Origin of the sequence: Bacillus mesophilus, assembly GCF_011008845.1 — a bacterium.
In the GTDB taxonomy this organism is placed as follows: Bacteria; Bacillota; Bacilli; order Bacillales; family SA4; genus Bacillus_BS; species Bacillus_BS mesophilus.
This window is the reverse complement of sequence record NZ_JAAIWM010000006.1, coordinates 185,212-208,111: the sequence shown is the minus strand read 5'-3', so window position 1 is coordinate 208,111 and position 22,900 is coordinate 185,212. Positions and strand designations below refer to the sequence as shown.

28 protein-coding genes are annotated in these 22,900 nt (G+C 37.7%); 10 read left to right on the top strand and 18 right to left on the bottom strand.

Going from position 1 to position 22,900, the window contains the following annotated elements:
• Positions 1-7: 7 nt before the first annotated feature.
• The 4 genes from ntdP to fabL form a co-directional block, all read right to left on the bottom strand.
• Positions 8-538: a nucleoside tri-diphosphate phosphatase gene (gene ntdP, locus G4D63_RS16725; RefSeq protein WP_163180822.1), complete on the bottom strand. Its 531-nt coding sequence runs from the start codon at positions 536-538 to the stop codon at positions 8-10.
• A 197-nt stretch (positions 539-735) separates the two neighbouring features.
• Positions 736-996, bottom strand: coding sequence for a YgaB family protein (locus tag G4D63_RS16720; RefSeq protein ID WP_163180882.1), 261 nt, complete (start codon positions 994-996; stop codon positions 736-738).
• Between the two features lie 172 nt (positions 997-1,168).
• Entirely contained in the window at positions 1,169-1,339 is a 171-nt protein-coding gene (locus tag G4D63_RS16715; RefSeq protein ID WP_163180821.1) for a gamma-type small acid-soluble spore protein, read from the bottom strand.
• A 91-nt stretch (positions 1,340-1,430) separates the two neighbouring features.
• Positions 1,431-2,180: an enoyl-[acyl-carrier-protein] reductase FabL gene (gene fabL / locus G4D63_RS16710; protein ID WP_163180820.1), complete on the bottom strand. Its 750-nt coding sequence runs from the start codon at positions 2,178-2,180 to the stop codon at positions 1,431-1,433.
• 134 nt (positions 2,181-2,314) lie between these two features.
• Here fabL and G4D63_RS16705 point away from each other — a divergent pair, with 134 nt between their 5' ends.
• The gene (locus tag G4D63_RS16705; RefSeq protein WP_163180819.1) at positions 2,315-2,539 is read left to right on the top strand and encodes a hypothetical protein; all 225 of its coding nucleotides are present in this window, start codon (positions 2,315-2,317) and stop codon (positions 2,537-2,539) included.
• 229 nt (positions 2,540-2,768) lie between these two features.
• Here the strand turns inward: G4D63_RS16705 and mutY are convergent, their stop codons facing one another.
• Together mutY and G4D63_RS16695 are read right to left on the bottom strand one after the other, a co-directional pair.
• Entirely contained in the window at positions 2,769-3,878 is a 1,110-nt protein-coding gene (gene mutY / locus G4D63_RS16700; protein WP_163180818.1) for an A/G-specific adenine glycosylase, read from the bottom strand.
• A gap of 79 nt (positions 3,879-3,957) precedes the next feature.
• Complete coding sequence (locus G4D63_RS16695; protein WP_163180817.1) at positions 3,958-4,257, bottom strand: hypothetical protein; 300 nt, start codon at positions 4,255-4,257, stop codon at positions 3,958-3,960.
• 128 nt (positions 4,258-4,385) lie between these two features.
• Here G4D63_RS16695 and G4D63_RS16690 point away from each other — a divergent pair, with 128 nt between their 5' ends.
• On the top strand, positions 4,386-5,366 hold the full coding sequence (locus G4D63_RS16690) for a metal-dependent hydrolase (RefSeq protein ID WP_163180816.1): 981 nt from the start codon (positions 4,386-4,388) through the stop codon (positions 5,364-5,366).
• Positions 5,367-5,399: 33 nt separating this feature from the next.
• On the opposite strand, the gene G4D63_RS16685 is transcribed toward G4D63_RS16690, so the two are convergent.
• A complete protein-coding gene (locus tag G4D63_RS16685; protein ID WP_163180815.1) occupies positions 5,400-5,675 on the bottom strand; it encodes a YfhJ family protein in 276 nt (91 codons plus the stop codon).
• A gap of 329 nt (positions 5,676-6,004) precedes the next feature.
• Here G4D63_RS16685 and G4D63_RS16680 point away from each other — a divergent pair, with 329 nt between their 5' ends.
• Positions 6,005-6,166 (top strand): small, acid-soluble spore protein K, encoded by a 162-nt coding sequence (locus G4D63_RS16680; protein ID WP_163180814.1) that lies wholly within the window; start codon positions 6,005-6,007, stop codon positions 6,164-6,166.
• A gap of 34 nt (positions 6,167-6,200) precedes the next feature.
• Here G4D63_RS16680 and G4D63_RS16675 read toward each other — a convergent pair whose 3' ends face one another.
• Together G4D63_RS16675 and recX are read right to left on the bottom strand one after the other, a co-directional pair.
• A complete protein-coding gene (locus G4D63_RS16675; protein WP_163180813.1) occupies positions 6,201-6,533 on the bottom strand; it encodes a YfhH family protein in 333 nt (110 codons plus the stop codon).
• Positions 6,534-6,552: 19 nt separating this feature from the next.
• Positions 6,553-7,377, bottom strand: coding sequence for a recombination regulator RecX (gene recX, locus G4D63_RS16670; RefSeq protein WP_163180812.1), 825 nt, complete (start codon positions 7,375-7,377; stop codon positions 6,553-6,555).
• A gap of 87 nt (positions 7,378-7,464) precedes the next feature.
• Between recX and G4D63_RS16665 the strand changes: the two genes are divergently transcribed.
• The 5 genes from G4D63_RS16665 to G4D63_RS16645 all read left to right on the top strand — a co-directional run bounded on the left by G4D63_RS16665 (position 7,465) and on the right by G4D63_RS16645 (position 11,256).
• Positions 7,465-8,367, top strand: a complete 903-nt coding sequence (locus G4D63_RS16665) for a TIGR01777 family oxidoreductase (protein ID WP_163180811.1) — start codon at positions 7,465-7,467, stop codon at positions 8,365-8,367.
• A gap of 189 nt (positions 8,368-8,556) precedes the next feature.
• Positions 8,557-9,681, top strand: coding sequence for an amidohydrolase (locus G4D63_RS16660; protein ID WP_163180810.1), 1,125 nt, complete (start codon positions 8,557-8,559; stop codon positions 9,679-9,681).
• 255 nt (positions 9,682-9,936) lie between these two features.
• A complete protein-coding gene (locus G4D63_RS16655; RefSeq protein WP_163180809.1) occupies positions 9,937-10,494 on the top strand; it encodes a GNAT family N-acetyltransferase in 558 nt (185 codons plus the stop codon).
• A 364-nt stretch (positions 10,495-10,858) separates the two neighbouring features.
• A complete protein-coding gene (locus G4D63_RS16650) occupies positions 10,859-10,990 on the top strand; it encodes a YfhE family protein (protein ID WP_163180808.1) in 132 nt (43 codons plus the stop codon).
• Between the two features lie 77 nt (positions 10,991-11,067).
• The gene (locus G4D63_RS16645; protein ID WP_163180807.1) at positions 11,068-11,256 is read left to right on the top strand and encodes a YfhD family protein; all 189 of its coding nucleotides are present in this window, start codon (positions 11,068-11,070) and stop codon (positions 11,254-11,256) included.
• A 280-nt stretch (positions 11,257-11,536) separates the two neighbouring features.
• Here the strand turns inward: G4D63_RS16645 and G4D63_RS16640 are convergent, their stop codons facing one another.
• Positions 11,537-12,010: an Lrp/AsnC family transcriptional regulator gene (locus G4D63_RS16640; RefSeq protein ID WP_163180806.1), complete on the bottom strand. Its 474-nt coding sequence runs from the start codon at positions 12,008-12,010 to the stop codon at positions 11,537-11,539.
• 266 nt (positions 12,011-12,276) lie between these two features.
• Here G4D63_RS16640 and G4D63_RS16635 point away from each other — a divergent pair, with 266 nt between their 5' ends.
• Together G4D63_RS16635 and G4D63_RS16630 are read left to right on the top strand one after the other, a co-directional pair.
• Complete coding sequence (locus G4D63_RS16635) at positions 12,277-13,494, top strand: MFS transporter (protein ID WP_163180805.1); 1,218 nt, start codon at positions 12,277-12,279, stop codon at positions 13,492-13,494.
• Positions 13,495-13,629: 135 nt separating this feature from the next.
• Positions 13,630-13,809 (top strand): H-type small acid-soluble spore protein, encoded by a 180-nt coding sequence (locus G4D63_RS16630; RefSeq protein ID WP_163180880.1) that lies wholly within the window; start codon positions 13,630-13,632, stop codon positions 13,807-13,809.
• A gap of 183 nt (positions 13,810-13,992) precedes the next feature.
• Here G4D63_RS16630 and pepV read toward each other — a convergent pair whose 3' ends face one another.
• The 8 genes from pepV to argF all read right to left on the bottom strand — a co-directional run bounded on the left by pepV (position 13,993) and on the right by argF (position 22,891).
• A complete protein-coding gene (gene pepV / locus G4D63_RS16625) occupies positions 13,993-15,393 on the bottom strand; it encodes a dipeptidase PepV (protein WP_338023988.1) in 1,401 nt (466 codons plus the stop codon).
• Between the two features lie 24 nt (positions 15,394-15,417).
• Entirely contained in the window at positions 15,418-16,227 is an 810-nt protein-coding gene (locus G4D63_RS16620) for a DODA-type extradiol aromatic ring-opening family dioxygenase (RefSeq protein WP_163180804.1), read from the bottom strand.
• 263 nt (positions 16,228-16,490) lie between these two features.
• Entirely contained in the window at positions 16,491-17,213 is a 723-nt protein-coding gene (locus G4D63_RS16615) for an amino acid ABC transporter ATP-binding protein (protein ID WP_163180803.1), read from the bottom strand.
• The gene (locus tag G4D63_RS16610) at positions 17,210-17,866 is read right to left on the bottom strand and encodes an amino acid ABC transporter permease (RefSeq protein ID WP_163180802.1); all 657 of its coding nucleotides are present in this window, start codon (positions 17,864-17,866) and stop codon (positions 17,210-17,212) included. Before G4D63_RS16610 ends, G4D63_RS16615 begins: the two co-directional genes overlap by 4 nt.
• Before the next feature lie 104 nt (positions 17,867-17,970).
• Positions 17,971-18,801: a basic amino acid ABC transporter substrate-binding protein gene (locus G4D63_RS16605; RefSeq protein ID WP_239586002.1), complete on the bottom strand. Its 831-nt coding sequence runs from the start codon at positions 18,799-18,801 to the stop codon at positions 17,971-17,973.
• A 137-nt stretch (positions 18,802-18,938) separates the two neighbouring features.
• Positions 18,939-20,315, bottom strand: a complete 1,377-nt coding sequence (gene argH / locus G4D63_RS16600; protein WP_163180801.1) for an argininosuccinate lyase — start codon at positions 20,313-20,315, stop codon at positions 18,939-18,941.
• A 300-nt stretch (positions 20,316-20,615) separates the two neighbouring features.
• Positions 20,616-21,833 (bottom strand): argininosuccinate synthase, encoded by a 1,218-nt coding sequence (locus G4D63_RS16595; RefSeq protein ID WP_163180800.1) that lies wholly within the window; start codon positions 21,831-21,833, stop codon positions 20,616-20,618.
• Positions 21,834-21,919: 86 nt separating this feature from the next.
• Entirely contained in the window at positions 21,920-22,891 is a 972-nt protein-coding gene (argF, locus tag G4D63_RS16590) for an ornithine carbamoyltransferase (RefSeq protein ID WP_163180799.1), read from the bottom strand.
• Between the last annotated feature and the right edge of the window lie 9 nt (positions 22,892-22,900).

Sequence of the window (22,900 nt, the reverse complement as noted above, 5' to 3'; positions counted from 1 at the left end):
CACTATTCTAAGGACGATATAATAAGTACTGCTCGTACCAATTATCAACGAAATCTGGGGCAAAAGGACCCTTTCTACCATGAATCCACTGAAGTAAGTAGTCTAGATTCTTTTTTAAGATATGATCAATGACCTTTGGATAGTTCATATCCTTACGATGACGTTCATATTCATCCTCATCAAGTAAAATGTAAGTCATATCAGGGAAAACCTTTACGTCTAAATCATAGTCTATGTATTTGAGTGCTTCCTTGTCCCATATGAAAGGAGAACTGATGTTGCAATAATAGTAAATGCCATCCTCCCTTAACATCCCAATAATATTAAACCAATAATCAGCATGAAAATAACAAACAGCAGGTTCTCTAGTAATCCATGTTCGTCCGTCAGCCTCTGTAACTGTTGTTCGGTCATTTCCACCTATTACGATACTTTGTGTTCCCTTAAGGACCACCGTTTCTTCCCACACTCTATGTATTTGCCCGTTATGCTTATAGCTATGTATTTGAACTTTCTCTCCTATCATGGGAAAACCCATATAAGCTCCCTTCTTTCATTTCCTTGTCCACTTTCTTTATAGTGGTAGCACGGTGAAATTATAGGATAATTCTATTATCCTAATTTTTTATATAATCAAAACCAAATACGTATATTTTTTTCGCTTCTTACTATTATAACGGTTCTAACTATAATTTAAAACAAAAGAGCCACTAAAATTAGTGACTCTTTACTTTATTATGCAGTTGTCAGTGTAGATTCTTGGTGCTTATAGGCTGTAATGACTTCTTCTGTCTGGCGTTCAAAGGTATGCTGAATTTCTTTTAATTCCTGTTTCATTTTCTGAATTTCATCCTTTAACGATGTCAATTCTGTTTTATTCTGTAGCTCTTTTAGTTCAATTTCAAGAGCTTGACAGCGCTCAAGCTCAGATTGCAAAAACAAAAGCTTGTCCATTGTATGAAGTTGTTCACGAACCAGTAGGTCAAAGCGAGACATATTTGGGTCAGCTCCTCTAATAAACTTTGGTATATAAACATTTCTTGGCACATGCTAGAATTCCTTTGACTATCTATGTAGACTTTTGAGAGGTTTTGTCAAAAGTCTCGCCTGCTTTCACTAAAAAAGCACTCCCCACCGAAATGGTAAGAAGTGCTTTTTTAATTAAGTATTAAGAATTTTGACCTTTTTTAGCTTCAGCTTGTGCATTTTGTTGACGTACTTCTTGAGCGTTAGTCTCAGAAGCGAATTCAGTTCCGAAAGAACCTTGACCAGCAGAAGCAGCGTTTTGTGCACGTACTTCAGAAGCGTTAGTTTGAGAAGCTTGACTCTTCTTTGCCATGATTATCACCTCCAACACCTTTTAATCTGTCCAGAGGTGAAAACTTTATTCAACTAAATTTTTTATCAATTTAAGTATATTTCTCGCGTCATTAAACGAGTAACGATCTCCCACCATCTACAATAATAGTTTGTCCTCTAATCATGTAGGCTTGATCTGATAGTAAGAACATAACTGCATTAACAAGATCAGCAGGCTCGACCATTTTTCCTGCTGGAGTCTTCTGTCTGGCATCCTCTAATAGTTCTTCACGATTTGGAAAATGCTTTAATGCATCTGTATCAACCGCTCCTCCAGATACTGCATTCACGACAATATTTTTTGGTGAAAGCTCAACCGCTAGATATCGTGTTAATGATTCAACCGCTGCCTTTGAGACACCTACGGTTGTATAATTATCAAGGTATCGAATAGATCCTAGTGAGCTTAGACTAACGATATGTCCTCCGCCTGTTTTTTCCATTCGCTTAGCGGCTTCTTGCGCGCAAAATAGTAACGCTTTACTGTTAATATCCATTGTCCAATCCCAGTGTGATTCTTCAAGCTCCATTAGTGGACGCAAAACGCCTGATGCTGCATTACTAACAAATATATCAAGTCGATCAAAGTGTTGATCGATTTCCTGGAACATTTCTTTAATTTTCTCAGGTTTTCCGACATTAGCCTTAATCACAATTGCTTTTCTACCTATTGCCTCAATCTCTTTTGCCGTCTCCTCTGCTGCAGAACGACTTCTCGCGTAATTGACAACAATATCATAGCCCATTTCCGCTAGTCGTAATGCAATGGCCTTTCCTATACCTCTACTACTACCTGTAACTAGTGCAACTTTTTGTGACATGTTCTTCACTCCTGTCTTAATCTCATGTAACTAATTGTACTTATTTTAACAAATCTTCACAAACATTTATTGCATAGAGAAGATTAGCCAGACAAAAAATAAAAGGCACCCTAAGGCGAAAGGAGTTTTCAACTATGTATGTTGGTCGTGATATGACTGAACTTTCAATGATGTCGAAAAAGGCTTGGAAGGATAGTGAGCTAGCGTTTTATCATCATTCTTTTCAGCAGATTGTTCCTTATCTAAATGCAGAGGGACAAACCATTCATCGAGAAATCATTGAAGAAATTGAAGATCGTGGTGGATTAAAAAGGCAAGAAGCGGATTGGACGCATGGAACAAGAGTTCAATATGATTGAAAACAAAAGCGCAAGCGCCCCAGCAAATGATGACAGGCTAAGTTCGCAACGTCCTGTTGCAAAGCCTGCCTGACCTGCATCCTGCAGGCCTCCGACAAGCAAGGTTCTTGAAAGAGAAAAAGGGTGACCTTTCCCTTTTTACTCTTCAAGGATTATTTGACCGAGGAAAAAGTGTTTTCTATTTCCTTCGAGGGACTGGGCGCTGAAGCTGGATTAATAAAAATAGGAGTCAGCTCAGCAGCTGACTTCCCATTTTTTCCTGAAACTGTTTCCATATTTTTTGATGAGATACTGAAAACGCATATTGTGATAATTCTTCTATTGAAACTAATTTAACGCGCTCGTTCTCTGTTATTTCATTTTCAATTCTGCCCTCATATACGGTCATATTCCATGTTAGATGGGAAAACACATGTTGAAAAGCACCTAATAATTCTTCTATATGAGCAGTAGTATGATAGCTGTCCTTTATAAATTCTTGAAGAACCACCTTAGGTGTCTTCACGTCAGTAAGAACCTCAACGTTTGGAAACTCCCAAAGCCTCGCAAGCAAGCCTGAGTCGGGACGTTTATGAATTAAAATCTTATTGTCATTTGTCACTAAGACACCCACGACTATTGGAACCTCTTTTGTAGAATTCTTCTTAGTTTTTACTGGTAATTCAGCCTGTGTGCCTTCCATATAAGATTTACAGTGTTCTCTGACAGGACAAAGCAAACAGGAAGGTGATGTTGGAGTGCAGACGATCGCTCCTAATTCCATTAAACCTTGATTAAAAAAAGACGGGTTTTCCTTGCTAATGATTTCTCTTATGATTACTTCAAAGACTTTTCTAGTTTTGGGTTTTGCGATATCATCCCAAATGGACAATATTCTAGACAACACCCGCATTACATTACCATCAACCGCAGGCTCTGGGATACCGTAAGCAATACTTAGGATTGAACCTGTTGTATAGGGTCCAATTCCTTTAAGTTTAGAGATTTCACTTGGTGTATTTGGTACTATTCCACCATAGCTTTCATGAACCTCTTTTACAGCTGACTGTAAATTCCTTACTCTCGAGTAATATCCTAGCCCCTCCCAAGCCTTTAGCACCTTTTCCTCATCTGCATGAGCTAGTGCCTCAATCGAGGGAAATTGAGCAATAAAGTTATTAAAGTATGGAATGACGGTATCAACTCTAGTTTGCTGAAGCATGATTTCTGATACCCAGACCTTATAGGGATCCTGATCAGCTCTCCACGGTAAATCTCGTTGTTCTTTCTCAAACCAGTTAATCAAATCATCCTGAAATTGTTGTATTAAAAAATCTTCTATATATGTTAGTTCCTTCACACGTCTTCCCCCATGATGTCATTCAGGAAAGTAGCCTACTTGCTTTTATTTTCTATGATAAAAAGCTGACTTCCTATCATTATTGTACCTTAATCGCGTGAATCTGGATATTTTCAATGCCACCTTCTATAAATTGGTCTAGCATCCCAAATATGGAATGCTTCCGTTTGTTTCTTAATTTCTTCAAAGCAACAAAATGCGATACAGTTGGCAAAGAAAAACTTTCTAAATAGGTGTCTTGTTCACAGTTATACCAATCAATTTGATTGGCACCAAGGGAAGGTAAATAATCAATGACCTTTTTCATCATGTTTTCATACTCTTTTATATAAGTGGATTTAATTTGGTATTGAATGTATATTCTACATGTTTGATTCATTGGTAGTTGCTCCTTTTAAAACATTTTATAGTTGCACATAATAATAAGTAATCGATAGGTTTATTTCTTATGAAATAGAGCTATATGTATAAGTAGTAAACTTTTTGAAGGGAGGACCTTCTTTTTATATGGATACTGGCACACATTTTGTTATGGGGATTGCGCTGGGTGGTATAGCCACCATTGATCCAGTTATTAACCAAGATCCCTTAGCACTTGAAGCAGTCTTACTTGGTACGATTATCGGGTCCCAAGCACCTGACTTAGATACGATTCTTAAACTAAGAAACAATGCGAAATATATTAGGAACCACCGCGGAATCACTCACTCGATCCCAGCAGTCCTTTTGTGGCCACTTATCATTGTTGGGGCTATCAGCTTATTCCTTCCTACCGTAAATTTATTGCATATATGGATTTGGACATTTATTGCTGTAATCCTTCATGTTTTTGTCGACATATTTAATGCTTATGGGACACAGGCACTTCGCCCTTTTTCGCGGAAATGGGTAGCCTTGGGAGTTATCAATACATTTGATCCTTTTATCTTTTTCGCTCACATAGTGGGAATTATCGTGTGGCAGTTGGGGGTCGCTCCTCATCAGGCATTTATTGGTGTCTTTTTGGTAGTGGCTGTATATTATGTCGTTCGAATTCAAATGAAGCGAAGTGTTGTACATTCTGTCGAAAAAATTATTCCAGATACAACAGAGATTATTGTTTCTCCAACCTTTAAGTTCAATCAATGGCACGTTGCTGTGGAGTCAAAGAATCATTTTCATGTTGTAAGAGCCGTTAATGGTGAAATCATTATTCAGGATACGTTTGAGCGAAAATCCTTACCAAAGACGCCTCTGATGGAGGCAGCTCTAATAGATGATAATTTATCTGCGTTTTTATCCTTTTCTCCTGTTTACCGATGGGAAATTGAGGAGCATTCGGAGTTTACAGAAGTAAGGTTTATTGATCTTCGTTATCGTAGCAAAGGATATTATCCATTTGTTGCAGTTGTGCATCTAGATCATGACCTAAATATAAAGAATTCTTATACTGGATGGATTTTTAGTGAAAAAAAACTAAGGAAAAAGTTAGATATTTTACCCTCCTAAATAGAAAAGCACTAAAAGTGATCTCAATCACTTTTAGTGCTTTATGTTGTTATCGTTATCCTGATTTAATAAATGAGCATATTTGGGGTTTGATGCCACGAACTCATGTAATTGTGCACCATATCTTAAAACCCACTGAGTCACAATTCTTTCAGCCATTTCTTGTCCCATATAGGGGGCACCTGCTTTAGCATACGAAGATTCAAAATCAGACCATAATAGTTCAATCCAGGTTCTTGCCTGAGATGGTGATAAAGCCTTATTTTTTTCTAACAATAAATCAGTAAGTTTCTCAATGATTTCGTTCAATTGAAACCATCCTTTCCATATATTCTTTCTCATATCATGTTAACGTAGAGTCATACTAGTAGTACGTGCTTAGAAGGATGTATGCACCTTTTAGGCACGAAGGTTTTTTAACTAGGCTCTTTTCTAAAACATTGTTGCTTTTCAATCACATTTGTCCAGTAATTCTCCTTTTTCAGCTGTAAAACCGAGTATTACTGGTTAGAAAAGAGCAACTTTCTTTATTTAAAGCACGGGACAATGTACTACCAAGTAAAAATCCGGTTTTTAGGATTTTTACGAAAGCCACAATCTATACGAAAATAGCCTTTAACTAAGAGGAGGTTCTCACAATGGTACGTAATAAAAAACGAGGGTTCCCAAATCAAAGTCATAATAAATTTGAAGGTGAACCACGAGCAAAGGCAGAATACGCCTCTTTACGTGCTGATGGGTCTATCAATACTCATCCTCAAGAAAGAATGCGCGCATCTAACTTAAGATCAGACGAATAGTATATGTGAGTAAATGGGTTACTCAAACCAGGAGTCAGAATTGTTTTCTGACTTCTGGTTTTTTTAACATTGAAATAGGTAATGCATCTTCACGATTTTCTCCATTTAGCTTAGTTCCCCAAGCGAATATTCCATTCATATAACTAATCTTAAAAAAGGTTCCTGGATCCTGTTCAATTTCATAAACCTCATCTGGTTTATAGTCAGCTGGGTTTAACAGATATGCTTTGGCCATCAATATTTTACGTTCAAGTACAGCCAATTCATTAAGCCTTCCCATCTGTTCGGCTTTACGTGCATTTTCATTTAAATAGCGAATTTCTTGTGTTAACTCATATTCAGTCATTTGACTATATCTTTTTTCCATGTTTTCACTCTCTTTTTAGTTAGTCTATCGTTGGATTCGGACAATCCTCTGATTGAAGATATTGCTCAATTAGGTCAATGGGAAAGCCTTTTTGAAATAAATATTGCTTCATCTTTTGACTATATTCCCAGCCATTAAATTTTGAATAACGTCTATGTGCCTTTTCACCCATATTACAAATCGCTACCCATTCTTCTTGTGCATCACGTTCTGGTACACTCTCATCTAGGACAATAGTGATTACATCCTGTGTAAAACCCTTTCTAATCAGTGCTTCTGTGATTTTTTGCTTCTGCATTCTTTCTGAACTTGTCACAGTCTTTTTATACGTTTTATCACAATATTTTTTAGCATATTGTACTTGATGATCAAATGAATACTGTGACAAGGCGTGTTCAATAATCCTAGAGGGCATTTTTTTCTGAAGAAGCTCTTGCTTTAACACAACAGGGCCCTTTAAGGAGACCTTTGCGTTTGTATTAACATAAGCCACGGCAAATTCTTCATCATTTAAATAACTCAGATTGGTTACTTTATGTATGACTTCCTGTATCACGGCATCTTCATATTCTTTTTCTTTTAAATGCTGAATAACCTCTGATGTAGCTCTCATACGATAGGAGAGATACACTAAGGACTGCTGGAAAGCTTTTGTCACATCATCATTAAAACTTATTTCCTCTATATCAAACTCATCAATTTCTTGACCTTTTTGTAAATTGTGAGAGATTAGAACATCCTCATGTACACTAAAAGCATACCTCTCACCTTTTCCATCATCAATAAAGATATTATATCTATCTTTTGCTTTTTTTTGAGTTGTGATTTTTGTAATAATCGCCATATAGATCACCTCATGTTTAAATATAGCATATTTAAGGAAAATGTTATGATTATAGGAATAAGGATACTTTAAATTGGAGGAATCATAATGAAAATAGCCATTACTGGTGGTACAGGCTTTGTTGGCCAAGCTTTAACAAAAGCTTTTTTGAAAAATAATCATGAAGTATTCATTTTATCTAGAAAGAATCTACAAACTCCTGAAAAAGGCTTACATTATGTACAATGGTTAACCTCAGGAAGTAAACCCGAAGACTCGTTAACTGATATTGACGTATTTATAAACTTAGCTGGGGAATCGTTAAATAGTGGGAGATGGACAGCTGACAGGAAAAAGCGAATTATAGATAGCCGAGTAGAAGCAACGAAAGAAGTCATTCGAATTCTTGCCCAACTTGAAACTAAGCCTTCTGTCCTAATCAATGCTAGTGCGGTAGGATATTATGGCATCTCTCGAGAAAAGGAATTTACAGAAGCAGACCAAGAGCATGGAGAGGATTTCTTAGCTAAAACCGTCGTGACTTGGGAGCAAGAAGCCTTAGCTGCAGAAAAACTAGGAATTCGAACTGTTTTAACACGGTTTGGAATTATCCTTGATTCTCAGGAAGGCGCACTTCCGAAGATGGTTTTACCATACAAACTTCTGGCAGGTGGGACAGTTGGCTCTGGGAAGCAATGGCTTTCCTGGGTTCACATAGACGATGTTGTCGGGCTTATTCAACATGCCATTACCAATCCAAGTATTAAAGGGCCAATAAATACAGTAGCACCTCGCCCAGTAAAAATGAAAGAGTTCGGACAAACAATCGCACAAGTTCTAAATAAACCACACTGGCTCCCAGCCCCAAGCTTCGCCCTAAAAGCACTGCTTGGAGAGATGAGCATCCTAGTACTAGAAGGCCAAAAAGTATTGCCTCAAAAAGCTAAAGACAGCGACTATGTATTTGCCTATAATAAACTTGAAGACGCATTAACTGACATATTAAAATAGATTGATTTATTAAGGTTAGTTGCAACATTCTCTCAGTTTTCAACGGTAGTGAAATGGAGTGGATGACACTTGACTTCCTCCCGCGGAAAGCAAGTGTCTGGAACGCAATGAAGTGGACACTTTTAATTACTACCAATTTGTGATAGATCCTAAAATAAAAGTAATCTTTAGAAACGAAGGAGTAACACAATGAAAACCCTATTTAAAAATGCAACCATTTATCCCGTAACAAGCCCTCCTCTACATAACGCAGACTTATTTGTAGAAGACGGTAAAATCAAAGAAATCGGATATAACATTCAACCTACTGAAGATGCCTTCGTTGTTGATTGCAAAGAAATGCTTCTATTTCCTGGCCTCGTTGATGTTCACACACATCTAGGTCTTTATGATGAAGGAACTGGTTGGGCTGGTAATGATGCAAATGAAACAATCGAACCACTTACACCACATATAAGAGCATTGGATAGTCTACACCCATTAGACACGGCCTTTTCAGATGCCATACAGCATGGAATCACAACCGCACATATTATGCCAGGTAGTGCTAACGTGATTGGTGGTACAACCTCCGTTATTAAGACACATGGTCGTAGCGTGTCAAAAATGCTACTACAGGAAACAGCAGGTTTAAAAATTGCACTTGGTGAAAATCCAAAACGCATTCATAGTCATGGTAGTAATGACTCTATTACAAGAATGGGGATTATGGGAATGCTGCGCGAAGCCTTCTACAAGGCGAAATACAGCAATCATCCAGAGGATATACGAATTGCACCGATCGTGAAAGTTCTTAACAGAGAAATTCCTGTTCGAATTCATGCTCACCGTGCGGACGACATTATGTCAGGCATGCGCTTTGCAGAAGAATTTGACCTTGATTATAGAATTGAGCATTGTACGGAAGGGCATTTAATTCCTAGTGAATTTGAAGGAAAAAATGTGAAGGTTAGTGTGGGACCTACACTAACACGTCGTAGTAAGATTGAACTTAAAAATAAATCATGGATTACCTATCAAGTATTAGCCGATGCCGGGGTTGAAGTATCGATTACAACTGACCATCCGTATACACCAATTCAATACTTAAATATTTGTGCAGCATTAGCTGTTCGTGAAGGACTTGATGAACAAAAAGCACTTGAGGGAATTACCATTACACCGGCACGAAATCTTCGCGTAGATGACCGTGTAGGCAGTCTCGAAGTCGGTAAGGATGCTGATATTGTATTGTGGAGTCATCACCCTTTTCACTATCTTGCAAAGGCTCGTTTAACGATGATTAATGGGGAAATAATTTACAAAAAAAATTAACAAAAAAGTAGTATCTTTTTTACAAATTTTATCGTATTATACTTTAAGTATTCATAAGAATATATAACATACCTAAAACTTTATATCCACAAGTATAAATTAGGGAAAGGCAAATGGTGCGCCACCAGCATGACTGGTCCTAGTGGGTTCGATTCCCACCCCGAAATTTTTTTAGCTAACATATTAAAAAATTTCGAGGGTGAAGTCCTACTTACTTATGGGCTTTTTCTGCCCTCATGATTGGAGGGATAAAGCATGCTAAAGAAACGTGATCTACAAGACTGCCATGCTCTTTATGAGCTAATGGTGCACCCAGATGTCTTTCCTTTTGTGCGTCAAAAAGCAGCAACCTATGAAGAATTCCTGTTCCTAACAAAACAGACGATTGAAGCTGAAGAACGCGGTGAAATTATTTCACGTACAATTCTTGATGAGTGGGGAAACCCAATAGGCACGATTAATTTGTTTGATATCCAGGATGGTGCTGGCTTCTTAGGAACCTGGCTTGGTAAACCATACCATGGAAAAGGCTATAATAAAATTGCTAAAGATGCCTTTTTTGATGAACTGTTCTTTGATTTAGGAATAGAGCGTATCTTTATGAGAATACGTAAGGTTAACGGTAGATCCTTTAGCGCTGCTGAAAAGCTTCCTTACACAATCTTTGCAAATGAGACAAGAAAAAGTTTATATGATGAACTAAATGCTACTGCAGATATATATAATCTGTTTGAAATTCCAAAGGATCTTTATAACCTTCATTCAATGAGACAGCCTTATGTATTCCAGGAAGAACATTTGAAAGAAGCATAAATTTTATTTTTTCAAGCCTGCCATTATGGTAGGCTTTTTTGTGTCTAGCTCCAGCGCCCAGCCCCTCGAGGTCAGATACAGTGAAACTTCCATCAGTGATTTTCTGATGGTTAGTTGAACCAATCGGGGTCTTACTGGCGCTTTAATTCAAACTAAATTTTTTATTCCTTTAGTTAGCGCCAGTTAGACCGGGATAACCCACCGAGAATAAAGGGGAAAACCACCCCTTTTTTCTCGGTGGAACATTTGCTTGTCGGGGCTAACCAGGGCGCTTATGCTTTTCTTATTTATTTATTTCATGAATAAAGTGATTCCATTACGGCAACGATGATAGTAAGTTCATGGAAAAGTGAGGGATTTATAAATGGCTGATAACAAACGAAGAAAAGACAAATCAAAAAGCACCCTAAGTAGCATGCAAGAGGTTACATATTCACGTGAGTTTAGAATGGCTGATCGCGCTGGTGGCTTTATCAGCAATAAGCGTAATTCCTAATAATACCGTAATAACTTTCTCCCTTCGTGAAAAGATAATCAAGAACAAAGATTACATTAGCATGGAGGGATTGTAAAATGCCAACACATCACGGACATAGCAATAGAGATAAAAATACTTCTTCTTTACCACAAACGCCTAGCTATGCAAAATTGCCTTCAGATGGCCGGGATATCGAATTTTCCCAAGAGCTAGCTGATACAGATGATCTACAAGCACAAGAACGCTCAAAAGCTGCAGACGAAAGAGCAAAATCTAGGAAATAATAGATAAAAAAGTGAAGGTGGTCTATTCCACCTTCACTTTTTTATTCACAATTAACTTATCCACAATCCACAACGAATTGTGGATATATAGGATAACTAGTTATTTTATAAGGACTTTAATACCATGGTTGAAATTGTGGATAACTCAACCCTTTTCTGTGGATAATGTGAATAAGTTTGTGTAAAACCCTTTATTATAGGCATTTGTAAGGATGTGTATTTGTGGATATGTTTATAAGATGTTAGTAACCTTCCAAGAATATCTAATTTCTGTCCCGTATTACAATCCACTGATACTTTCTTCGTTTTTCGGACTATGGAGAGCGGTTCTTTCAAAATGAGAAGTTAGCACAATTTTAGTTAATGTTCTTTCAACTCCTGAAATAGATCTCAATTTAACCAAGAGCTGCTCCAAAGAATCAGTATCCTTGGTTCTGATCTTTATGAGAAGGCTCTCCTCACCCGCCGTACTAAAACATTCTTCAACTTCATGAATTTTTTCCAATTCTATAACTGCATCTGAGCACAAGGTAACATTCGATAACGTGATACTAATAAGTGCACACACCGATAACCCTAGTTTTTTAGGATTAGTTTCGATTGTATAATTTTTTATGACTCCGTTTTTTTCTAACTTTTTAATCCTTTCATGAACAGCAGGTGCAGATAGATGTACTTCAGTTCCCATCTCCGCATATTTCATTTTCGAGTTTACCTTTAGTAAAGATAATAGATGTAAATCAATCTGATCCATCCTTCGATTCCCCTATCTTTGCATATTTTTCCTTGCTAGAAACTAATTATTTTATACAGTAAAGAACTGTTTTTACTAAACCCGCTGGGAAAAGGAACTGTTCATTTTACTTTATGAAATTAAGCAAAAACCACTATGTACATAGACCATAGAGTCCAACATTTGAACCTTATATGGAATGTTAATATCATTCAATAAAATTATAACAAACCTTAATTTCATTAGCTATACTGTAGAAAATACTTAATGAAAGTAGTTGAAAGCTAATGAACAATCAAAATAAAAAGGAACAGTTCCCCTTATTTGTAACGTTTATATTAATCTCTGGTATTTTTTTAGTGGGATCAGACGAACTAATCTTATCTCCTCTTCTACCTGAACTAGTTCGTGATCTCAATACGACCTTTTCTTTAGCATCCCTCTCAGTAAGTTTATACGGGTTAGCTATTGGTTTAGTTGTACCCTTTATTGCTCCTTTCATTGACCGGGTTTCTAGGGCGCGATTAATGGGTGTGAGCTTACTTATTTTTTCAGTAACGAGCTTCCTGTGTGCCATTGCTCCAAATATGTTGATTCTGTTAATAGGCAGATTGCTTTCTGGAATCTGTGCTGGAATTTATATTCCCACTGCCTATGCATTTGTTGGTGACCAAGTCCCATTTAAATTTCGAGGAAGGGTGATGGGAATCGTTTTATCTGGCTGGTCCCTATCCTTAATTTTAGGAATTCCACTGGGGGCTTATATTGGGGATTTATATCATTGGCGGTGGACGTTTATCCTCATAGGATTGTTAAGTATAATAATATCCACGCTGTCTTTAACTCTACTTAAGACAGAGCAGAGTGCTGAATACCACCACCAAAAGCAAAATGGATTCTTTCAGCATCTATTTATAGCATTAAATGAAAAACAAGTTACCCTTCTACTTTTTACAACGTTTTGCAATATGTTCGGATTCTACGGAGTCTACACCTTTTTAGGGAGCTATGTTCAGCAGGCTTACCAACTAAATGTAAGTGAATCCGGGAAAGTCATTTTGTTTTATGGTATAGGTATTGCCCTTAGCCCTCTTGCTGGTGTAATTGTTGATTTTTTTGGAAAAAAGGCAGCCTTAATTACTGCTCTAATCGGTTTATCGGTAACACTTTTCGCTTTGTCTAGTGTAAAGGTTCCTCTACTTATTTTTTATATCCTATTAGTAGTTTGGGGAGCCCTTCAAAGTGTTGTTCTAACAAGTATTAGTTCACTATTGAGTAATCAATCAACTGAGTTAAGGGGTAGAATCATGTCTTTATATAGCTTGTCAACAAACCTTGCAGTCGCTACTGGATCTTTTATTATGGGAATGTTCTACAGCTCGTTTGGTTTTCACATAGTTGGAATCATATGTGGAATAATAACTGGTTTAGGAGGAGTCGTGTATACACTCTCTCTGATTAAGCTAAAGAAGAAAGTTGAACTTACTGCAATTGAGAAATACTAAAGGCAAAGGCTTGAATGCATAGTCTTGTCTTTCAGTACTCTAAAAACCCATCTTCCAATTTATTCAAGATGTTCAAGCATAAAAAAAGCTTTAATACAAATAGTAACAATGTCTAAAAAACAAGGAGGTGGCATGATGGATTCAAAACGCACACAAGAAATCGCTTCTTCACCAGAAATGATCGATGTAATCTATAACGGAGAAAAAGTGTACATTGAACATGTTGATCAAAGTAATGGACAAGCAACTGTCCATCCCCTTAATGATCCAACTAAAAAGATTAGTGTGACAGTTGATCAGTTAGTCGAAAAATAAAAAGATTGTCTCTAGAAGGGGACTAGCGATAAAACAAGTCTAGCCCTCTCTTCTAAAGAGACAATCTTTATTGTTTAGTTAGTTTAAGTTTGTTTTTACAACCAAGATTTTATCGTTTTATACATAAAAAACAGGGGCATGAAAAAGGTCAATAAAATCCCGCAAAGGATACATCAATATGCTCTATTTCGCCAAATTATAGATAGCTCTAGCATAAATTGCTGTTGCCTTTAGTAGATCTTCCACTTCAATATACTCGTCCTTTTGGTGGGCTGTCATTTCTTTGCCTGGGAAACATGCCCCAAACGCTACACCATTTTCCATAAACCGAGCATACGTTGCACCACCAGTTGAGAGTAGTGTTGGTTCTAAACCAGTTTCACCTTGATAAGCCTCTTGTAAAGCCTCGATCATTGGATGCTCTGCTCCCACATGATGTGGTTGTGATTCTTTTATTTCTTCAACATGAAGCCCCTTTTGGTTAATATTTAGAGTTAGCTTTTCCTTCGTTTCTTCAAAATCAGTCGTGACTGGACAACGAATGTTCAGATGAACGCTGCCCCCACTTTGTCCAAAATGGAGAATTCCAGGATTAACCGTTAAAGGTCCTGTTACATCATCTCTATAAGCGATATCAAGGCTGTTCCCCTCATAATCTTCATGTAGATCGTCAAGAAAATCTAAGTACTGAGCAGCTTCTCCTGTAAAATCAAAGGCTCGTAGAAAGCTTGCTAGTGTTGTACCTGCATTTAAGCCAATATGCGGCTCCATTCCATGTGCAGATACACCAAATAAAATGATTTCCACTTCATTTTCATGATGATTGATTTTACGCTTTAATCCCTTTTCATTACAGAAGCCTTCGAATTCATGAATAAGATGATCCACATTTCCTGTTATAATTGCAACTGCTTTCTCAGGAACCATATTTCCTCTTTCTCCTGCTTTAAAGGATCGGAGTTGTACCTCTCCGTCATCCACTTCATTACTGTTACCAATCATAAGCATTACATTTAGCTGTCCTTTTTCAGCATTGATAATAGGAAAGTCAGCATCAGGCGCAAAGCCAACAGCCGGCATCTGCTCAACCTGTTGATAATGCTTCATGCAGCTCATTCCACTCTCTTCATCAGTTCCAAAGATCATCCTTACTCTTTTTTGAAGAGGCAGTCCTAATTCCTTTACGATTTTCATTCCGTAATATGCTGCTATTGTAGGCCCTTTGTCATCAATGGCTCCTCTAGCATATAGCTTACCATCACGAATCGTTGGTTCAAAGGGAGGGCTACTCCACTCACCTGTTGCTGGAACTACATCAACATGACATAAGATCCCAACAGCATCCTCATTATTTCCTTGTCCCATCTCCGCATATCCAGCATATCCATCTACATTCTTAGTTTTTAACCCTGATGACTCGGATATTGATAGCATATAATCTAATGCCTCTCCTACCTTCTCACCCATAGGGTACTGAGGCGTTATTGTACTTTCATCCTTGATACTTTCAATTTTCAAAAGACCTACTAGATCATTTAAAAGTTCTTCCTTACGTGCTAACACTTCTTGATACCAATTAATCACTCTAGTCACCTCTTCTATTCTATGTTATTGAAAATAAGCTGAACAAATTAATCCAAAATATGTCGGAGCTTCATATGATAGAAATTCTGATTTACGCTCCTCTTTCGGAATTGCACCTGCTAATATTAAGGATTGCCAAATACCATCTGGCTTAGCATTTTCTATGTATGTTGCATCAAAGTAAGCCATCTCTTCCAAGCAATTCTCTTTAATCAAATCTACTACTTCAGAATCAAGCTTTTTAGCATCTTCATGAAATCCATAAGGACCTGCCTCATCATGAGCATGCGACCAGTCACAACTAGCTATTAAGCCAATACGTTTGCTTGAATGTTTAACAACTTCTCTAATCATTTGTCCAAATTCAACATGCTTTTCAAAAGATAAATCTCTGGAAGGAGTGATCACAACAACTGGAACCTTTGGCATAAATCGAAGTGGGACAATCGCGCCCCAATCTAGTGGAAGACAAGAGAATGGTCCTGCACTTGTCGCATAGTTAATGAGCCCAACTGGTAAACCGAATTGCTCTGCGTGTTTACCAAGTTCAGTAGCTAGTTCTCGATCAACCTTACGTTCCATTCGGAATGATGCCTCGTTTTCTTCCACAACTCCTAGCATTCTTTCTGAATCAGTAATCGCGAACTGCCCATTTATTCTGGTTCCATGAGGCGTTAAGACAATAATTGTATCAGGTTTTGCCTTTTCCATCTCTTTTCCAAGACGAATCATACTCTCTCTCGTAGCATCCATTCGTAACGGCTGGATTCCCTGAAGTTCGGGGATTATTTCACCGCCATGTGGAGCAATACATGCAAAAACAAATGGGTTCATATTCAACACTCCCTATATTAGGACTAATCTTATTACTTACATAAAAGCAGAAGTCGGTCAAGAATATTCTCTATTGATACAACGTAGACTCTTTTCCATATTATCGATAAATGTGTAAGCTTCGCCGTCTATTCATTTACCAGCCTTTACAAATAGGACATTAATGATATATGTCCCCTTTCGCTGAAAAAACGAGGTTTCCGTTGATATCCATACAAAACAAAAAACCGCAGGAGCAAGATTATCCTACGGTTGTCTATTTATTAAAGAACTTTACTTAAAAATGCCTTAGTACGCTCATTTTGAGGATTACCAAATAGCTCTGAAGGTACATTTTCTTCCACAATATAGCCACCGTCCATAAAAATCACGCGATCGCCGACTTCACGAGCAAAGCCCATTTCATGCGTTACGACTACCATGGTCATTCCCTCTTTAGCTAGGTTCTTCATAACCTCCAGAACCTCTCCAACCATTTCAGGGTCAAGAGCAGAGGTCGGCTCGTCAAATAGCATGATTTTCGGCTCCATTGCAAGTGCTCTCGCAATGGCTACACGTTGCTTTTGACCACCTGATAATGAGTCAGGGTAAACCTTTGCTTTGTCCGCTAAACCTACTTTGTTTAGTAGCTCCATTGCTTTAGCTTCTGCATCCTGTTTATTAACTTTACGTACGTTCATTGGTGCCATCGTTATATTTTCTAATACCGTCTTATGAGGAAATAGGTTAAATTGTTGAAATACCATTCCTACTTCTGTTCGTACTTCATTAATATTCGTTTTAGGGTCTGTGAGGTCGACACCATCTATCATGACATGTCCACCTGTAACAGATTCAAGGAGATTTAAACACCTCAAAAATGTGGATTTACCAGATCCAGAAGGACCGATTACAACTACAACTTCTTGTGATTTCACTTCTGCATTGATATCCTTCAATACTTCTAATGGTCCAAATGATTTTTTTAATCCTTTTACTTTAATCATTGGGTATTAAGCCTCCTTTCCATATAATTCAATAGATACGTTAAGGAAAGTGTTAGTATTAAGTAAATCAAGGCTACCGTCAAGTATGGTTCCCATACACGGTAATACTGTCCTTGTGCCGCACGTCCCCAGTACATTAATTCAGGAGCAGCAATAATCGCCAATAGTGAAGATTCTTTTAATAAAACAATAAATTCATTTCCAAGTGGAGGAATCATTCGTTTTACAGCCTGAGGTAAAATAACATTCCTCATTGCTTGGATATGAGTCATACCTAGAGATCTTGCGGCTTCCATCTGACCTTTATCAATAGACTGAATACCAGCTCTAAAAATCTCAGCAATATAGGCTGCTGCATTCAGAGATAATGCTACGACACCTGTTGCAATCGGGTTAACAGGAGACATAAAAATAGGCATAAGCCCAAAATGTATTAGTAAGATTTGAACGAAAAACGGTGTTCCTCTAAATAGGTTAATATACCAGATAAAAGGTAATCGAATAATTGCTATGGATGACATTTTTCCTAAGCCAATTAATAATCCTAAGATTGTCCCAATTAAAATACCCAGCAGAGACAGTAAGATTGTCCACATTGTTCCCTTTAAGAAGAAAGGGAGATATTCTATAACGATATTAAAATTAAAATCCATGGTCGGCCCCCTTAAATCAATCTTTCTTTATATCATGTACAAATGAGTAATCCTCATTCTTCATAAAAAGAAGCGCAACGTCTGCACGTTACGCCAACTTTTAATTATTCAGCGGCTAATAGTTCATCTACGTTTGGCTCTGTACCAAACCATTTTTTATAGATTTCTGTGTATGTCCCGTTCTCTATAACTGTTTTGATAGCAGCATCAAATTCAGCTTTTAGCTCACTGCCCTTAGGGAACATTAAGCCATAGTACTCAGAATCAAAGTTTTCAGGATCTTCAATCGCTTCAACCTTTGCATCTGGGTTATTTTTCACATACTCATTTGCTACAACATTATCCGTAACAACCACTTCTACATCACCATTAGCTAGTGCCATAAATGCGACTGCGGTTGTTTCATACTTTGAGATATTGGCATTGTTTGCACCAACAATTTTTTCAGCAGCTGATTGACCTGTCGTTCCGTTTTGAACACCAATTCTTTTACCCTCAAGATCTTTTGCACTTGTAATTCCTGCGCCCTCGTTAAAAACAATCATATGAGTAGATTGGAAATAAGGAGTTGAGAAATCATATGTTTGCTTACGATCATCGTTAATTGTAATACCTGAAATCGCTAAGTCAATTTCCTCACCTTGTACAGATGCAAATAATGGATCCCAGCCAATATTGTTTAGTTCGAACTCATAGCCTGCTTCTTCCATCACAGCCGTTAAAAAATCCACATCAAATCCAACGATTTCACCCTTGTCCATATACTCGAATGGAGCAAATGCTGCATCAGTACCGACTATTAGTGACTTCTTTGCTTCCTCTGTTCCCTCTTCTGCCTCACCGCCCGTACCAGTTTCTCCAGTTCCACATGCTGCAAGAACTAACATAAACATCATAGCAAGCATAGCTAATAATGATTTTTTATTTACTTTCATTTTTGTTGCCCCCTCAATATTTTGAAAATTCTAGATAATTGATTATAACACTAAACTTGTTTTAGGTATAATAATACAATTTTTTATATCCACCAATTTTATTGTTTCGTATTGTAATGATTTTTATTTATTATAATTTAGCGTAGTACATGTTTTTCAGCGAGCTTAATCTGGTTTTCTACCTGACTTGGCGCAGTTCCACCATAGCTTTTTCGTGCAGCAACCACATGTTCATGCGATAGCACTTCGAAAATGTCTTCTTCAAATAAAGGACTAAAACTCTTATACTCTTCTAACGTTAGAGCTAGTAAATACTTCTTTTCGCCGATTGCATATAACACGATTTTCCCGATTACTTCATGTGCATCTCTAAATGCAATTCCCTTTGTAACTAAATAATCAGCAATATCTGTTGCATTGGAGAAATCTTGATTAACCGCACTTCTCATTGTTTCTTTTTTAACAATCATCGTTTCAATCATAGGTGCTAGTAGCTGCAAGGATCCTTCTAGGGTTTCAACCGTGTCGAACATCCCTTCTTTATCCTCTTGCATATCCTTGTTATAAGCTAATGGTAGACCCTTTAAGACGGTTAATAATCCCATTAGATTGCCATAAACTCTCCCTGTTTTTGCACGTAAAAGCTCTGGCACATCTGGATTCTTCTTTTGCGGCATAATACTTGAACCTGTACAGAATGAATCATCTAGCTCTATAAACTGAAATTCCTGACTAGACCAGATGACAAGTTCCTCTGACAGTCTAGAAATATGAGTCATCAATAAAGAGGAGATCGAAAGTAATTCAACGATGAAATCTCTATCACTCACCGCATCCATACTATTAGGATATACCATCTCAAAACCTAGCAACTCAGCCACTCTTTCACGATTAATGGGAAAAGTCGTTCCGGCTAGTGCACCCGCTCCCAATGGAGACCAGTTCACCCGTTTCAGGCTATCCTGAAAACGCTCCTTGTCGCGCTGAAACATCCAAAAGTATGCCAACAAATGGTGAGCAAATGACACTGGTTGTGCACGCTGTAAGTGTGTATAACCTGGGATCATCGTATGAACATGATCTTTTGCTTGATTTAGAATTGCAGTTTGTACAGCATCTATAAGTAAAATCAGTTCTTTTGTTTTACGCTTTGCATACAAATGCATATCCGTTGCCACCTGGTCGTTTCTGCTTCTTCCGGTATGAAGCTTTCCTCCAACGGGACCGATTGTATCTATTAAAAGCTTTTCAATGTTCATATGAATATCTTCATGTTGAACAGAATATTTCATTGTTCCCGCTTCAATTTTTTGTTTGATTGTTAACAATCCATTTTTAATCTTTTCCACATCTTCTAACGGAATGATGTTACATTCACCTAGCATTTGAACGTGTGCCAAGCTTCCTTCTATATCCTCTAGTGCTAGCTTTTGGTCAAAGTTTATAGAAGCAGTGAATTCTTCAACCAGTTTATTTGTTTCTTTTGTGAACCGTCCGCCCCAAAGCTTAGACAATTCCATTCCCCCTTTTTACTACGACCCATTCTTATTTTTCACTTGCATTATCATTAAAGAGTTATGTTTACGAGTTCGAGATTTTATTTCCGAATTTCCTTTATTTCTTGCGGAACTAACCTCATTACTTGCGAATCCTATTTTTATCTGCGAAAGTAACTCCTTTACTTGCGAAACGATGTATTTACTTGCAAATTCATTATTTATTCTTGCGAAATTAACCCAATTACTTGCGAGCTCTTATCTCCAGTCATGGAAAAAGTCTTAAAAGAAGAGGGCTCTCCCTCTCTTCTTTTAAGATTATTGTGAAATGGATTCGGTGTCCTTTGCATTCACTTGAGAGTAAACCTTAGTTGTTAAGCCCCACAGTTTAATGAAACCAACAGCAGCGTTGTGATCGAAAGCATCTCCCTTTGAATAGGTAGCAAGCTCTTCATTATATAAGCTATGAGGAGATTTACGACCAACAACTGTGTGCGTTCCTTTATGCAGCTTCACTTTGATTGTCCCTGAAACCACTTGCTGTGTCTCATCAACAAATGCCTCCAAAGCATTTCGTAACGGTGAATACCAAAGACCGTCGTAGATCAATTTAGTCATTTGTTGCTCTACTGACGTTTTAAACTGAGTAATTTCACGTGGTAAAGTTAAAAACTCTAGTTCCTTATGAGCATTGATTAAAATTAATGCTCCTGGATTTTCATACACTTCACGAGACTTAATTCCAACCAAGCGGTTTTCGATATGATCAATTCTTCCAACTCCATGTTTTCCGCCTAGTTCATTAAGCTCTTCAATAAGGGCAACAAAGTTCATTTCTTTTCCGTTTAATGCTACTGGAAGTCCCTTTACAAACTCAACTTCCACATATTCGGCTTCATCCGGTGTAAGGTTAATCGGATTCGTCCAATCGTATGCAGCCTCTGGTGCCTCTGCCCAAGGATCTTCAAGAACACCAGCCTCACAAGCACGCCCCCAAATATTTGCATCTATAGAAAATGGATTATCTAAATCTACAGGAATGGGAATACCCTTCTCCGCAGCATAAGCAATTTCCTCATCTCTTGTCATGCCCCACTCACGAACTGGTGCAACCACCTTAAGGTCTGGATTTAATGCTTGAATCGACACTTCAAAACGAACTTGGTCATTTCCTTTACCTGTACAACCATGAGCTACTGCAACCGCACCTTCTTTTTCAGCAACTTCTACAAGTAGCTTTGCAATAAGCGGACGAGATAAAGCTGATGATAAGGGATACTTACCTTCATATAAGCAATTTGCCTTTAAAGCTGGAGCAATATATTCGCTCGCTAATAATGCCTTTGCATCAATCATGTATGCTTTAATCGCACCCACTTGAAGTGCTTTATTTTTTACAGTTTCTAGATCCTTACCTTCACCCACATCAAGACCTAATGCAATGACATCATAACCATATTTCTCTTGAAGCCACTTTATAGAAACAGAAGTATCTAGACCTCCTGAATATGCTAAAACGATTTTATCTTTTGCCATTTTTTAATCCCCCTAAATGCTTTTAATGAATTAATATTTATAATAATGTATTTTTATACATTTTGCACGAAAAAAATTTTACCTTTTTAATCCATTAATGCTTTTAAGATTGCTTTTTGTGCATGTAAGCGGTTTTCAGCTTCATCAAAAACAACAGAATGTGGACCATCAATAATGTCAGCCGTTACTTCCTCACCACGATGAGCAGGTAAGCAATGTAAGAAAATATAATCTTTTTTCGCATGTTCACAAAGCTCTAGATTGACCTGAAATGGTTGAAATGCCTTCAGTCTCTCTTCTTGCTCTGACTCCATTCCCATCGATGTCCAAACATCGGTCACAATTACGTCCGCAGCTTTAGCAGCTTCAACTGGATTTGACGTGACGGTTACGGATCCTCCTGTGTGCTCGGCATCTAATTTTGCTTGATATAATATATCAGCATTCGGTTCATAGCCTACTGGAGATGCTACACTAATATGCATGCCAACTTTGACGGCCCCCTCAATGAGTGAATGCGCCATATTATTGTTTCCGTCTCCAACATAACACATTTTTAATCCGTTTAGCTTCCCTTTATGTTCCAATACCGTTAATAAATCTGCAAGTACCTGGCATGGATGGTGAAGGTCGGTTAACCCGTTAATAACCGGCACTGTTGCATTTTGAGAAAATTCTTCAATAGAAGAATGACTAAATGTTCGTATCATAAGACCGTCTACATATCTTGATAGCACCTTTGCCGTGTCAGATGCCGTTTCACCTCTACCCAGCTGAATGTCCTTTGAACTAAGGAAGATCGCATGACCTCCTAGTTGAAGCATCCCCACCTCAAAAGAAACCCTAGTTCTTGTTGAAGACTTTTCAAAAATTAATCCTAACACCTTACCACTTAAATAAGGATGTGGAATTCCTTGTTTTTGTAGCTTTTTCATATGAAGTGCATCTGTAAGTAAGGACATGACTTCATTTGGTGTACACTGCTCAATGGTTAAAAAGTCCTTCTGACTCATTTTTGTTCCGACCCATTCTGGCTGCCATTTCACTTTATTTAACATAATTTCCAC